Source organism: Geomonas limicola (assembly GCF_014193675.1).
In the GTDB taxonomy this organism is placed as follows: Bacteria; Desulfobacterota; Desulfuromonadia; order Geobacterales; family Geobacteraceae; genus Geomonas; species Geomonas limicola.
This window is the reverse complement of the sequence record NZ_BLXZ01000004.1, coordinates 1-13,667: the sequence shown is the minus strand read 5'-3', so window position 1 is coordinate 13,667 and position 13,667 is coordinate 1. Positions and strand designations below refer to the sequence as shown.

Sequence of the window (13,667 nt, the reverse complement as noted above, 5' to 3'; positions counted from 1 at the left end):
GTGACCACGTGACGCAACGCGCAACGAGACAGACCGAGCGCCCCCTTAAGGTGGTGCACCTCGCCACCACCGACTTCGGCGGCGCCGGCAAGGCGGCCTACCGGCTGCACCGCGGGCTTTTGGCGCAGGGGGTCGACTCCACCATGCTGGTGGTGAACCGCAAGAACGACGACCCGACCGTGCGGCTCATCCCGAGCGGGCAGGTGGGGGGGATCGTCGAGTGCCCGGAGAGCTACCCCCCCAACCAGGAGTACGCCCACCGTATCTGGCGGCACTGGCAGGAGAACGTGGCCCGCTACCCGGACAGCCCCCCGGGGATCGAGATCTTCAGCGACGACCATTCCGAGATCGCCCTGGAGTGCTCGCGGGAATTGCAGGAGGCCGACATCGTTAACCTGCACTGGGTGGCCGGCCTGGTGAACTGGGTGAACGCGGCACGGGCGCTCAAGGGGAAGCGAATCGTCTGGACCATGCACGACATGAACCCCCTGACCGGCGGCTGCCACTACTCCGGCGCCTGCACCCGCTACCTGGAGAGCTGCGGTGCCTGCCCGATGCTCGGCTCTACCGAAGAAGATGACCTGTCGCGCAGCATCTGGCAGTACAAGCGCTTTGGTTACGGAAAGCTCGACATCACCCCGGTGGCCCCGAGCCGCTGGCTGGCCGAACTGGCCCGCAAAAGCGCGCTGCTCTCCCGGTTCGAAAGCCGGGTCATCGCGAACGGCATCCCCAGCGACGTCTTCCACCCGGGCGCCCGGCGCGACGAGGTGCGGGCGAGCTACGGCATACCGCAGGGGGCCAAGGTGGTGCTCTTCGGTGCCGAGAGCCTGTTGACCGAACGCAAGGGGTTCGGCTACCTCTTGCACGCCATCAAGGGGATGAGGAGCGAGGGGATCGTCTTCGCCTTCTTTGGAAAGCTTCCCAAGGAGGTCGAGCAGCAGCTCAACCTGCCGCTGGTGAACGTCGGTTTCCTGGAGGACGAAGCGGCACTCGCCGCGGTCTACGCCATGGCCGACCTGTTCGTGATCCCCTCCGTCGAGGACAACCTCCCCAACACCGTGGTCGAGGCGATGCTCTGCGGCGTCCCGGTGGTCGGCTTCGACATCGGCGGCATCCCGGACATGGTGGAGCACCAAAAGACCGGCTACCTGGTCAGGCCGCGCGACGTGGCGGGGCTCGTCCAGGGGATCCAGTGGTGCCTGTTCCACCCCGATGCCGTGGGTCTCTCCGCCCACTGCCGGAAGCGCGCGCTCGAAAAGTACCGCCTCGAGGTGCAGGCGCAGAACTACACGGCACTCTACCGTGAACTCCTCGCCGCGCCGGCCGAACTGGCAGCGCACGCCACGGCCACCGCACAGCAAACCCCGGAACCGGCAGCCCCCGCAGCGCCGCAGGGAGCCGCCCCGGCGCACCCGGCTGAGCTCCCGGGAGAAAAACCGTCCTACCTGGTCTCCGCCATCGTCTCCTGCTACGCCTCGGAGCGTTTCCTGCGCGGCAAGCTGGAGGACCTGGAGGCGCAGACCATCGCGGACCGGCTGGAGATCATCGTGATCGACAGCGGCTCGCCGGAAAACGAGGCCGCCATCGTCGCCGAGTTCCAGGGCCGCTACCAGAACATCCGCTACCTGAGAACCGAGCGGCGCGAGACGGTCTACCAGGCCTGGAACCGCGGTCTTAGGATGGCGACCGGCGAGTTCGTCTGCAACGCGAACACCGACGACCGGCTGCGCCCGGACGCCTACCAGGTGCTGGTCCAGGCGCTTAGGGAGCACCCGGAGTGCGTGCTCGCCTACCCGAACCACCAGGTGACCCGCCGGGAGAACCTCCGCTTCGGCGAACAGGAGCCCGACGGCCTGCAGACCTGGTCGTCCTGCGACCGCTTTTCGCTCCTGGAGCTCTGCTGCATCGGTCCCTTCCCGCTCTGGCGCCGGTCGTTGCACGAGGAGATCGGCTACTTCGACGAGCGCTACCAAAGCGCCGCCGATTTCGAGTTCTGGCTCAGGGCCGCGGCGTCGCACCGCTTCCTCCACGTCCCCGAATACCTGGGGCTCTACTGGCTTTCCGAGCAGACCGTGTCGCGCAAGGGGGAACTCCCGACGCTTGAGTACCTCCAGGTGCAGCGCAGCTACCTGGAGCGCTTCGCCCCGCTGGCCCCGCAACCGACCCCGCTGCCGGCTCCTGCGGCAGAGCGGCTCGCAGCCCTCGACCGCGCCCCCGCAGGCGCCGAACGCCTGACACAGCTCGCCGGGATCCTGACCGAATACCCCGACTGCGCCGCGGCGCACCTCGCCGCCGCCCGCTGTCTCGTGGACCAGGGCGAAAGCGTGGAGGCGAAGCGGCACTTTTTGAAGGCGGCCCTCCTGGAGCCACGCTCCCCCGAGTACACCCGGGCACTGGACGACTTCCTGGCCCGGCAGCTCGATCCCGCGCTGGAACACTACCGCGGCACCCCTCCTCCGGGAGCCGATGCGGTTAACTACCGGCTGAGCGCCGGCCTCATCCTGCTCATCCAGGGCGACGCGGCTGGGGCAGCCGACCAGTTCCGGGCGGCGCTCGAGCTCGACCCGGAGAACGCCCCGGCCCGCGGGCATCTGGCGGCGCTCGAGGCACCGGCCGTAGCCGGGCCGGAGTGCCGCGACGCGGAGTCGGCCACCGGCTATTTCGGGTTCCGGCGCCCCGAGGTGCAGCGCCTGGTGTCCCGGCGTGCCCGGCGGGTACTCGATATCGGCTGCGCCCAAGGGCGGGTCGGGTCGGGGATCCGGGAGCGCCAAGGTGCCGAGGTCTGGGGGGTGGAGGCCGACCCGAACGCGGCGGCGCTTGCCGCCCGGGTACTGGACCGGGTCATCCCCCTGCCGGTGGAAGCGGCGCTTGCCGAGCTCCCCAACGGGTACTTCGACAGCATCATCCTGGCCGACGTCCTGGAGCACCTGGCCGACCCTGCTGCGGTGCTGGCGGGGTTGGTCGGAAAATTGACGGCGCACGGCGAGCTGGTGGTGAGCCTTCCCAACGTGGCACACTGGAGCGTCCTCGAAGGGCTCCTCAACGGGGAATGGGACTACCAGGACGCCGGTATCCTGGACCGCACCCACCTGCGTTTCTTCACCCGGAAAAGCGCCTTAAGGCTCTTCGAGGCGGTCGGCCTCAGCGCGACCCGGTGCATCCCCATCGCCCTCTCCGGCTTGGCCGGGATCCCCGCCCCCCTGGCCGCCGTCCTCGCGGCAAGCGGCAACGCGGGACCGGAGCTTGCCGAGGAGTCGCAGGCCTATCAGTACCTGTTCCGCCTGGTGCGGCCGGAGAGCCGGCTCACCTCGATCGTGATCCTGACCTTCAACGAGCTCGAATGCACCCGCGAGTGCCTGGAGAGTATCGCACGGCACACCCCGGAACCCCACGAAATCATCCTGGTGGACAACGGCTCGACGGACGGCACCCTCCCCTACCTGCGCGAGCTCTGCGCCGTTACCCCCAACTACCGGCTGGTGGAAAACGGCAGGAACCTGGGATTCGCCGCCGGCTGCAACGTCGGGATGCACCTGGCGCGCGGCGGCCGGATTCTGCTGCTCAACAACGACGTCCTGGTCACTCACGGCTGGCTCTCGGGAATGCTGGAGTGCCTGGAGCGCGAGCCGCAGGCCGGTCTGGCGGGCCCCCTCTCCAACGAGGTGGCGGGAGCCCAGCGCATCGCCGCCTCGAGCTACCCCGGAGTCGAGAAGCTGGATGCCTTCGCCCGGGAGTTCGCCCGCGCCCACCGGGGCCGGCGCATCCCGGTGGACCGGCTGGTGGGCTTCTGCCTCCTTATGGACCGCTCGGTCCTGGACGCGATCGGCGGCCTGGACGAGAGCTTCGGCTCCGGTAACTTCGAGGACGACGACTACTGCCTGCGCGCCGCGCTCGCCGGGTATTCCTGCGTCATCGCCGGCGACGTTTTCATTCACCACCACGGCAGCCGCTCCTTCAGCGCGAACCGGATCGACTACGCCCGCGCCATGGCCGAGAACCGGGCCCGCTTCGACGCCAAGTGGGAGCTCGGGCGCCTCGACGAGGAACTCGCCAAGCAGCTGGTGACCCACAATGCCATGGTCCGCGGCAGGCAACTGGCCCGTCAGGGAAAACCCGGCCGGGCGGTTGAACTTCTCCTCGAGCAGGGGATCCGGTTCTCCCCCGCAAACCGGGCTCCCTACCGGGTCCTTGCTGGAATCCTTTGCGAGGCGGGGCGCCACCAGGACGCCATGGAGGTACTGGAACAGCTCCCGGGGAGCTCGCAGCCTGCCGATCTGCTCTTGGCGGCCCGCTGCCACCGGGGGCTCGGCCAGGGCGCACGGGCCGGCGAGCTGGTCGAGGCCGCCCTGGAGCGCGACCCGGAAGCACCGGCGGCCCTTAACGTAAAGAGTGAACTGGCCCTGGAGCGCGGCGACCGTGCTGCGGCCGGGGAACTCTTCCAGGCCTGCCTCGCCGCTGACCCGGGGTTCGCTCCCGGCTACGGCGGCTTAAGCCTGATTGCCGAAGCAAACGGCGCCCGCGAGGAGGCCTTCTCACTCGCGGAGCTCGCTTTCGCCCTCGCCCCGGACAGCGTCCCGGCGCTCGCGCGCCTGCACGACCTGGCGCAGCAACTGGACCGGCTCGAGGTCGAGGAAACACGCCTGGCTGCGGCACGGACCCTCTACCCGGACCACCTGGGACTCACCTACGGCGCGGTCGAACTCGCCCTGAATCGCGGCCGTTTCCCCGAGGCCATGGCGCTCATCGAAGAAGCCGCGGCCCGCTTCGGCATGGACGACGGCCTGATCGACGCGGCACTCGCGGTCCGCAGCCGGTTGGGTGTCAAGAAACCGGAGCCGGGGAAAGGGCTCCTTTCGCTCTGCCTCATCGTGAAGGACGAGGCGGCGAACCTCCCCACCCTGCTCTACTCGGTGCGCTCCCTGGCCGACGAAATCGTCGTGGTGGACACCGGCTCCTGCGACCGCAGCGCCGACATCGCCCGGGTGTTCGGGGCTCGGCTCCACGAATTCCCCTGGAGCGGTGACTTCTCCGCGGCGCGCAACGTCTCGCTCGACCAGGCGAGCTGCCCCTGGATCCTGGTCCTCGACGCCGACGAGGCACTCGCCAAACGCGACCTCGCCGCGCTGCGCACCCTGGTGAAGGAAGCGAGCGGCCCCGTCGCCTACTCCTTCACCACGCGCAACTACACCGATGCCGTGGCGCGCAAGAACTGGTGCGCCAACGCCGGCGCCTACCCCGACGAGGAGCGCGGCCGGGGCTGGACCCCGAGCGACAAGGTGCGCCTGTTCCCCAACGACGCCCGGGTCCGCTTCCGCGGCAAGGTGCACGAACTCCTGGAACCCTCCCTCGCCGAGTGCGGCATACCTGTCATAGCCTGCCCGGTCCCGGTGCACCACTACGGGCGCCTGGACCAGGAGCGCACCCGGCAGAAGCAGGAACAGTACTACCGGCTCGGGCTCGAAAAACTCGCCGAGGGGGGCGCGGACGCTGCTGCCCTTCTGGAGCTGGCGCGCCAGGCCACCGAGCTGCACCACCAGGGTGAGGCCCGCGAGCTCTGGTACCGGCTCATTGCCCTCGATCCGGGTGACGCCGAGGCGCACTTCAACCTGGGATACCTGCACCTGACCGCCGGCGAGTATGCCACCGCCTGGGAACATGCCCGACGCGCGGTCGCCATGGCGCCGCAGCTCAAGGAAGCCGCCTTCAACCTGGCCAAGTGCGAGCTCTTCCTGGGGCGCACCCAGGACGCCTTCACGCGCTGCCAGGAGATGCTCCGGACCTGGCCGGGGCACCCCCCGGCGCTCTCGCTCTACGCCGCGCTCTGCCTGGTGCTCGGGATGGACCATGAGGCCGAAACGAGCATCGACCAGCTGGCGGGACAGGGGTACGGCAGGGTCGACTACCTGGAGGAGTACGCCCAGGGGCTCGTGGCCGGTGGGGCACCCGAATTGGCGGCGCCGCTTTTGGCGCGCCTTGGCGCCCCCAAGGAGGCAGTGTCCAAAGGAGCGAGCCGTGCGGCCTGCTGACAGCGGTCCGGAGTTCTTCGAGCGCGGCAACGAGCTCGTGGCGGCGGGGGACTACCCGGCGGCCGCCGACTGCTACCGGCGGGCGCTCGAGATCGACCCGGCGCTGGCCGGTGCCAGCTTCAACCTGGGGACGCTCCTCGACACCCTCGCCGGCCCCGGCGCCGCGGCCCCGCACTACGCACAGGCGGTGCGGCTGCGTCCGCAGTGGTGGGAAGCCCGGGCCCGGCTGGGGCACGCCCTGGCCCGGCTGGGACGCATGGGCGAAGCCGCCGACGAACTGAAGCAGGCGGTGGCCCTTAATCCCGACGACCCCGGGCTCCAGAACAACCTGGCGCTCGCCCTGAACGCTCTGGGACAAGGCGAAGAGGCCTACGCCCGGTTCCGCGAGGCGCTGCGCCTCGCCCCGGACTACCCCGAGGCCCACAACAACCTGGCCATCCTCCTCGAGCGCTACGGGCACGGTTCCGAGGCGATCGCCTCCTGCCGCAGCGCGCTGGCGCTCAGGCCCGACTATCCCGAGGCACACCTGAACCTTGGCAACGTCCTGAAGGCGCAGGGACGGCACCAGGAGGCCCTCGAGCACTACCGCGAGGCGGTGCGACTCAAACCCGACTTCCTCGAGGCCCGCCAGGCCCTCCTCTTCGCCCTGTGCTACCCCGCAGGCATCAGCCAGCAGCAGATCTTCCGAGAACACCGGGACTTCGCTCGCACCTTGCCAGAGGCCACCCGCGAGCATGCCAACTGCCCGGACCCCGAGCGGCGGCTCAACATCGGCTACCTCTCCCCCGACTTCCGCGCCCACGCCGTGGCCCGCTTCATCGAACCGGTACTGAGGCACCACGACCCGGACCTTTTCCGGGTCACCTGCTACGGCAATCTGGACGCCCCGGACCAGGTAACCGTCCACCTTGCCGGGCTGGCGGGGCGCTACGTCAGCATCGCCGGGCTCACCGACCAGGAGGCCCTGGAGACGATCAAGGGCGACGGCATCGACATCCTGGTGGAGCTCTCCGGCCACAGCGCGGGAAACCGCCTGCCGCTTATGGCGCTCAAACCGGCACCGGTACAGGTGAGCTGGCTCGGCTACCCCGAGACCACCGGGCTTGACGCCATCGACTACCGGATCAGCGACGCGGTATGCGATCCCCCCGGCACGACCGAACCCTTCCACAGCGAGGAGCTCATCAGGCTGCCGGGACTCTTCACCTGTTTTGCCCCCCCGGTCGAGGCCCCGCCGGTCGGCGAATTGCCGGCACGCTCCCGCGGCGTGGTCACCTTCGGTTCCTTCAACAACCCGGCGAAGCTTACCCCGGAGACCGTGGCGCTCTGGGCGGGGGTGCTTAGGCAGGTGCCCGGCTCGCGCCTGTTTCTCAAGGGGTACTCCTTCGCCGACCCGCAGTGCCGGTCCCGCTTCGTGGAACTCTTCGCGAACCACGGTGTCGAGGCGGACCGGCTGGAACTGGTCGCCAACACGCCGGGGTACCGCGAGCACCTGGCCCTCTACGCCGGCGTCGACATCGCCCTGGACAGCTTCCCCTACCACGGCACCACCACGACCTGCGAGGCGCTCTGGATGGGGGTCCCCGTGGTCACCCTGGCCGGCAGCGCCCACCGCTCCCGGGTCGGCGCCACGCTCTTGGGGAGCGTTGGCCTCGGGCACCTGGTTGCCGAGGTGCCGGAACAGTTCGTGGCCGTGGCCGCCCGTCTGGCCGGAGACCTGGACGAGCTCGCCCGGCTGCGCTCCCTGTTACGCTCGATCATGGCCGCAGCGCCGCTCACCGACGGCCCCCGCTTCACCCGCCACCTGGAAGCCGCTTACCGCGAGGCCTGGCGCACCTGGTCCGCCCGGAAAGGCCAGGGTGCAGAGATACCTGCACGCCAGCCGGCCGAGCCGACAGGTGCCGAGGCCTGGGTGGCCCGAGGCACTGAGCTTCTTACCGCGGGAGATCTCGACGGGGCACTTTCCGGGTACCTGGCGGCGTTAGGCGAGGACCCGGGATGCGGCCCGGCGCTCGGCGGCGTCGAGGCCACCCTGGCGCGGCAGACTGCCGAGGACCTGGCGGCGGCCTGCCGGCATGACGCCGCCCGGCTCGGGTTCGAGATGGCGACCAGTGCCGCTGGCCGTATCGGCGACGCCACCCTGGAAAAGACCGCAACGGCACTCCTGGCGCGCGGCCTGATCACCCCCGCGGAACTCGTCTGTCGCTACCTCGAGGATCGCGGCTACCGCAGCGCGCTGGTGAGCCGCACGCTGGGCGAGGTCGCGCTGGCCATCGGCGAGCCCCGATGCGCCGCAAAACAGCTGCGCGAGGCGGTGCGCCTGGGGGGTGGGGGGTACGACCGCATCCTCCTGGTGAAGGCGGAGCAGGCCGCCCTGATGCCCGGGGACCCTCCCAAAGAACGTTACCTCCTGGTCAAGGCCTGGGGCTACGGCTTCTGGTCCGACGTGAACCACGTGCTGGGGCAGTGCCTCTGCGCCGAGATCACCTCGCGCACCCCGGTGGTGCACTGGGGCGACAATAGCCTGTTCGGCGACGACCCCGGCGGGAACGCCTTCGAGAACTTCTTCGAGCCGGTCGGCGGGGTAACCCTCGAGGAGCTCGCCGGCCGCTGCCGCAGTTTCTATCCCCCCAAGTGGCGCGCCGACAACCTGGCCCTAAGCCGCCTCGACCAGGCTACCGGCCCCTGGTCCCGCTGCTCAACCCTGCACGCGCTCACGCGCCGCGAGGACTTGGTGGTGAGCGACTTTCACTACGCGGTTCACGACCTGGTCCCCTGGATTCCCCCGGAGCACCCGCTCTACGGGCTCAGCACTGACGCGGTCTACCGGCACCTGGTGACCCGCTACCTCAAGGTGCGCCCGGAGATCCTCCAGCGGGTCGAGGCCTTCGCCCGGGAGCTGCTTGCCGGCCATCGGCACCTGGCCCTGCACGTGCGCGGCGGCGACAAGGGGGGGGAGGACGCCAACCTTGCCCTGGTGAACAGTCTCTACCCCCGGGAAATCGAGCGCTACCTGGACCGGCACCCGGAGGCCCGGCTCTTTTTGAGCACCGACGACCGCAGCATCCTCTCCGAATACCGGGAGCGCTACGGCGAGCGGCTGGTCACTACCGCCGCAACCCGCACCGGCAACGGCCAGGGGGTGCACTACCAAACGCAGGCCAGCCGGCGCCTCCTGGGCGAGGAGGTGCTCATGGACGCGCTCTTGGCCGCCCGCTGCGACGCCTTCGTCGGCAACGGGCTCTCCAACGTCTCGGTGGCCGTGGCCCAGCTCAAGCAGTGGCCCGCCGAAAGCTGCCGGCTTTTGGGCGCACGCCTGGACCGGCTCCGCAACTTCACCCTCTACAGGAGCTAGCGTGAGCGCCATCGAAACGGTCGGGGCAGAGCCCCTGCTGAAATTTGCCGAGCTCCTGCTGAAGAAGGGGATGCTGGAGGAGGCGGAGTGCCAGCTCGAGGAGGCGCTGCGCCAGGATGCCGGTAACGCCCGGTGCCACTACCTGCTCGCCGTGGTCCGCATGGCGGTGGGGAACCCGGCAGCGGCGCTCCCCGCATTCCGAGCGGCACAAGGGTTGAGCCCGGACGACGTCAAGATTTTGAACGATTGCGGCGTGGCGCTGCAGCAGCTGGGACGCCCGGAGGAAGCGGCCGCCTCGTACCGCGAGGCGCTGCGGCTGGCGCCGGACTACCCGGATGCGACCGTCAACCTCGCGCTGCTCTACAAGGATCAGGGGAGACTGGTGGCGGCCGAGCGGGTACTCCGCGAGGCGCTCCCCCACCAGCCCGACTCGCTCAGGGTGCGCTACAACCTCGCCAACTTCCTGCACCAGCAGGGACGCAGCGTGGAGGCGGTACAGGGGTACCGCGAGGTACTGCGCCTCGCCCCGGAACATCTGGGCGCCCTGCAGAACCTGCTGTTCGCCCTGCACTACTCCCCCAGCTTCAGCGACTACCAGATCTATCAGGAGCACCTGAGAGCTTCCAGAAACCCCGCCCTGCGCGGAGCCCCGGTGCCCGCCTCCCCCCTCCGACAGCGGGGAGGGCGCATCCGGCTGGGGTACCTCTCCCCCGACTTCCGGGGGCACTCGGTGGCGAGCTTCATCGAGCCGGTGCTGGCCCACCACGACCGCGAGCGTTTCGAGATTTTCTGCTACGCGAACCTGGGAAACCCCGACGAGAGCACCGGGAGGATCAAGGGGCTTGCCGAGCACTGGCGCGACCTCTACCAGCTAAGCGACGAGAAGGCTGCCGCGCTCATCACCCAGGACCGCCTCGATATCCTCGTCGACCTGGCGGGGCACACCGCAGGGAACCGGCTCCCGCTCTTTGCCGGCCGGCTGGCCCCGCTCCAGGGGACCTGGCTCGGCTACCCTGACACCACCGGGATGCCCGCGCAGGATTTCCGCATCAGTGACCCGCTCGTCGACCCGCCGGGACAAAGCGACCTCTTGCACAGCGAGCGGCTGGTGCGCCTGCCGCGCTGCTTCTGCTGCTACCTCCCCCCGGCCTGCGCGCCGGCGCTGGCGGAGCTCCCGGCGCTGCGCAGCGGCCGGGTCACCTTCGGTTCGTTCAACAACCTGGCCAAGGTGACCCCCGAGGTCATCGCGGTGTGGGGGCGCATCCTGACCGCACTGCCCGCTGCGCGCCTGATGCTCAAGTGCAGCCCGCTTGCCGACCCCGAGGTGTGCGAGCGGCTGCGCGCAGCCTTCGCCGAGCTGGGGATCGCCCCGGAGCGGCTGGAACTCAGGCCGGGCGACCCGGCACCGGCGCAGCACCTGGCACGCTACGGCGAGGTCGATATCGCGCTCGACACCTTCCCGTACAACGGCACGACCACCACCTGCGAGGCGTTGTGGATGGGGGTCCCGGTAGTCACCCTGGCCGGTACCCGCCACGCCGCGCGTACCGGCGTGACCCTGCTTGCCGGCTGCGGACTCGAGGAACTGATCGCCCGGACTCCCGAAGCGTATGTTGAGCTGGCCTACCGACTGGCCGGAGATCTGGACCGTCTGCAGCGGCTGCGTAAGGGGCTTAGGGCGCGGTTGGCCGGTTCTGTGCTCTGCGATGCCGCAGGGGTCACCCGCGAGGTGGAGGCAGCCTTCGAGGTGGAGCTCGCCAGACAAACAGGCGTACCACGCTCAGGCACCGTGTAAAAAACCTGCAGGGCCTGGCGTTCACTGACATGATCGAAAGAAACGGCGCGCAGTCGCGACAGCCGGAAGTGGGGTGCAGGGGCGCCCCTCGCTTGGACAGAAAGGGCTCGGGAAGGTCTGGCGGGCGGTAAAAAAGTGATAGGTGGGCAGCTTGTCGCACCCGTGACATGGGGCGGGTACCTGGCGCACCGTGAGGGGGGCTTTAAAGACAAAGAGGACCCTGCTTCCCTTTGGGGAAGCGGATCCTCCGTCGTCTGCCTGTGAGGTTTGGGAAAGTGCTGCAGCCGGAGCCTAGGCGGCGTGAGTTTCCGGAGCGGTCCTGAGGCCGGCAGCGATGTTGAAGTTGATGTCAATCGCGATGGAGAGCTTGTCCGGGTCGGGGTACGCCATCACCTCGAAGAAGCGTTTGTCCAGGAAGAGACTCAGGTTGAGGATATCCTCGCGCAGCTTCTTGGGCATCGGGTTGCCCGGCTCGGAAAGCTCCGCCTGAAAGAAACTCCAGACCTTCTGGTTGAACTTGATGGCGTCCAAAAGTTTCGCCTCCCGATCGGGAGCGTCCCAGTTGTCCTGGCAGGCCTTCAGCATGAGTCCTGCCTTGGTAAGCACCGAGGCTTCCAGCTCGCGCCCCGACATGCTCTCCTTCTGAATGCCAACATACTCTCTGATCGCGTTGTTAGTTTGCATTTTTCAGTAGCTCCTCTTCGTAATCGATGAGATTCCGTGCCATTTTCAGGGCCTGGTAGTAGTTCTCAGCAAGGACGCGTTCGCTGATCTTTTCGATGTAGCTCGCCGTGCTGGGCGCAGCCTTGAGCACCTCCCCCGCCAGCTCCGAGAAGGCCAGCCGGTACTGAGGCACGTTGGACTCGTCTATGTACATGAGCTGTATCGTGAAATAGACGCGCTTGCACGGGGTGTCGGCGTCCTTCTCCCCCAGGATGTCCTTCTCACGCAGGATCGGGGTGGTGTTCTCGATGTAGAGCACCGTTCCCTTGCCGCCGTTTCTCACCACGGCACCACCCACGATCAGCCGCTCGTTGCTCTTCAAGGATATTTTCAGGGCCATGTCGTTAGCTCAATCCTTTGAGGAATTGGGGACTGGCGGAGGCCATCCCCTGAGCTAACGAAGATGCAAATTGCCGGCCAACTTCCAGGCTTTTTTCCGAGGCACCACGTTCCGAGAGAGGAATCTCGGAAACGCCTGTTTCCGCGGAGTTAGCCCGAGAAAAGATCGCGCTGAAGCGGCCGCTTTGCACAAGATCGCTGGTACCGGCGGCCAAATCGGCCCGCGTACTGTCGAGCGCAGCCCCGGCCGCGTCAAGTTTGGTCAGGTGGTCAGCAATTTGACTGTCGGTAGCGTCCATGGGGAGCGGCTCTGGCAAGGACTGGCCCTTGGGGGCCTGGCCCGCCTCTGCCCTGCGGGCAGCAAGCACCTCCGGTGGAGGCGGCGTGGTGAGCTGGTCGATCTCCTTGCGCAGGCCGGCGTACTCCTTGAGCAGGGCGACCCGGGCTTTGTCTTCCGGGGCGAAGGGAGGAAAGTTTTTGACGATGGCTTCGAGCGGCGCCTTCAGGCTGTCAACCTTTTGACTGACGACGTGCAGCGAGCGGTCCGTGCGCCGGATGGCCTGCGCGGTGTCGTTGCTGTGCTCGTTGCGAACTTGCAGTTCCTGGTAGGCGCGTTCGCGATTGCCGGATAAAACAACGACATCGTCCTGAGCCTGAGTGCTCCGAACGATGTCTGGGGAAGGCGCGGCACTGGCTGGCGAGACCGTGGCGTCGAGGTGGTTTTGCTGCGCGACTGGCGGCGAGAAGACTGCTGCCGCGTCTTTTGCTACCGGTGTGATGGTCATGATGTGCCCCCGGCCTTAGAGGGAAAGAGTTTCGGGCGGCGCCGGATGGCGCCGCCCGAAACCGGGAATACCCGATTAGAACAGCTTCAGGACCGCCTGGGCTGCCTGAGACGACATCGAAAGCGAGGTCGTGCTCAAGGACTGGCGAGTCTGCAACATCAGCATGTTGGCGCCTTCCTGGTTCATATCCGCCAAGGTCAGGTTGTCCGCACCGGTCTGCAGGGTGTTGATCATGTTGTCGGTGAAGTTCTGACGCGTGGTGATGATGTTCAGGTTCGCTGCCAGGGTCTGGGTGCTGGTACGCAGCGAGGTGATCGCCGAGTCCATCTTGGCTGCGTCGCTCGTGATGGACGAGGTCGCCTGCCAGTTGCCCGAGGTGGCCGAGAGGCTCAGGCCCGAGGAGTTACCCAGGAAGCCGATCACGTTCAGCGAGGACGAGGCGTTCTCGTTGAAGTTGACCGTCAGGGTGTTGTTGGAGCTCAAGAGGTTCAACCCCTTGTAGCTGGCGTCGGAAGACATCTGGTCGATCTGGGTGCGGATGGTATCGTACTGGGCGGCGAGTTTCGACTGGACGGTGGTGTCGGAGGTCGAGAGGGCCGACTGCGAGATACCTTTTGCTGCCTGGATCAGACCGGTGATGGCGG

General features: G+C 68.0%; 7 protein-coding genes. 3 read left to right on the top strand and 4 right to left on the bottom strand.

The window, feature by feature from the left end:
- The first annotated feature begins 8 nt into the window (after positions 1–8).
- The 3 genes from H7688_RS10440 to H7688_RS10430 are packed head-to-tail and all read left to right on the top strand — an operon-like array spanning position 9 to position 11,176.
- Positions 9–6,026, top strand: coding sequence for a glycosyltransferase (locus H7688_RS10440; protein WP_183361054.1), 6,018 nt, complete (start codon positions 9–11; stop codon positions 6,024–6,026).
- The gene (locus H7688_RS10435; RefSeq protein WP_183361053.1) at positions 6,013–9,381 is read left to right on the top strand and encodes an O-linked N-acetylglucosamine transferase family protein; all 3,369 of its coding nucleotides are present in this window, start codon (positions 6,013–6,015) and stop codon (positions 9,379–9,381) included. Before H7688_RS10440 ends, H7688_RS10435 begins: the two co-directional genes overlap by 14 nt.
- Before the next feature lies 1 nt (position 9,382).
- A complete protein-coding gene (locus H7688_RS10430) occupies positions 9,383–11,176 on the top strand; it encodes an O-linked N-acetylglucosamine transferase, SPINDLY family protein (protein WP_246329779.1) in 1,794 nt (597 codons plus the stop codon).
- A 291-nt stretch (positions 11,177–11,467) separates the two neighbouring features.
- Here H7688_RS10430 and flaF read toward each other — a convergent pair whose 3' ends face one another.
- From flaF to H7688_RS10410, 4 genes are all read right to left on the bottom strand, one after another.
- Positions 11,468–11,860 carry a flagellar biosynthesis regulator FlaF gene (gene flaF / locus H7688_RS10425; RefSeq protein ID WP_183361052.1) on the bottom strand — a complete coding sequence of 131 codons (393 nt, stop codon included), beginning with the start codon at positions 11,858–11,860 and terminating at the stop codon, positions 11,468–11,470.
- Positions 11,850–12,239 carry a flagellar biosynthesis repressor FlbT gene (locus H7688_RS10420; RefSeq protein WP_183361051.1) on the bottom strand — a complete coding sequence of 130 codons (390 nt, stop codon included), beginning with the start codon at positions 12,237–12,239 and terminating at the stop codon, positions 11,850–11,852. The genes flaF and H7688_RS10420 overlap by 11 nt, the downstream gene beginning before the upstream one ends.
- A 4-nt stretch (positions 12,240–12,243) precedes the next feature.
- Positions 12,244–13,023, bottom strand: coding sequence for a hypothetical protein (locus H7688_RS10415; protein WP_183361050.1), 780 nt, complete (start codon positions 13,021–13,023; stop codon positions 12,244–12,246).
- Between the two features lie 75 nt (positions 13,024–13,098).
- A partial coding sequence (locus H7688_RS10410; protein ID WP_183361049.1) for a flagellin occupies positions 13,099–13,667 on the bottom strand: 569 nt, incomplete at its 5' end.

Bases quoted from the DNA above. Each gene is read 5' to 3' on its own strand.
- flaF (WP_183361052.1), bottom strand. From the start codon at position 11,860: ATGCAAACTAACAACGCGATCAGAGAGTATGTTGGCATTCAGAAGGAG.
- H7688_RS10420 (WP_183361051.1), bottom strand. From the start codon at position 12,239: ATGGCCCTGAAAATATCCTTGAAGAGCAACGAGCGGCTGATCGTGGGT.
- H7688_RS10415 (WP_183361050.1), bottom strand. From the start codon at position 13,023: ATGACCATCACACCGGTAGCAAAAGACGCGGCAGCAGTCTTCTCGCCG.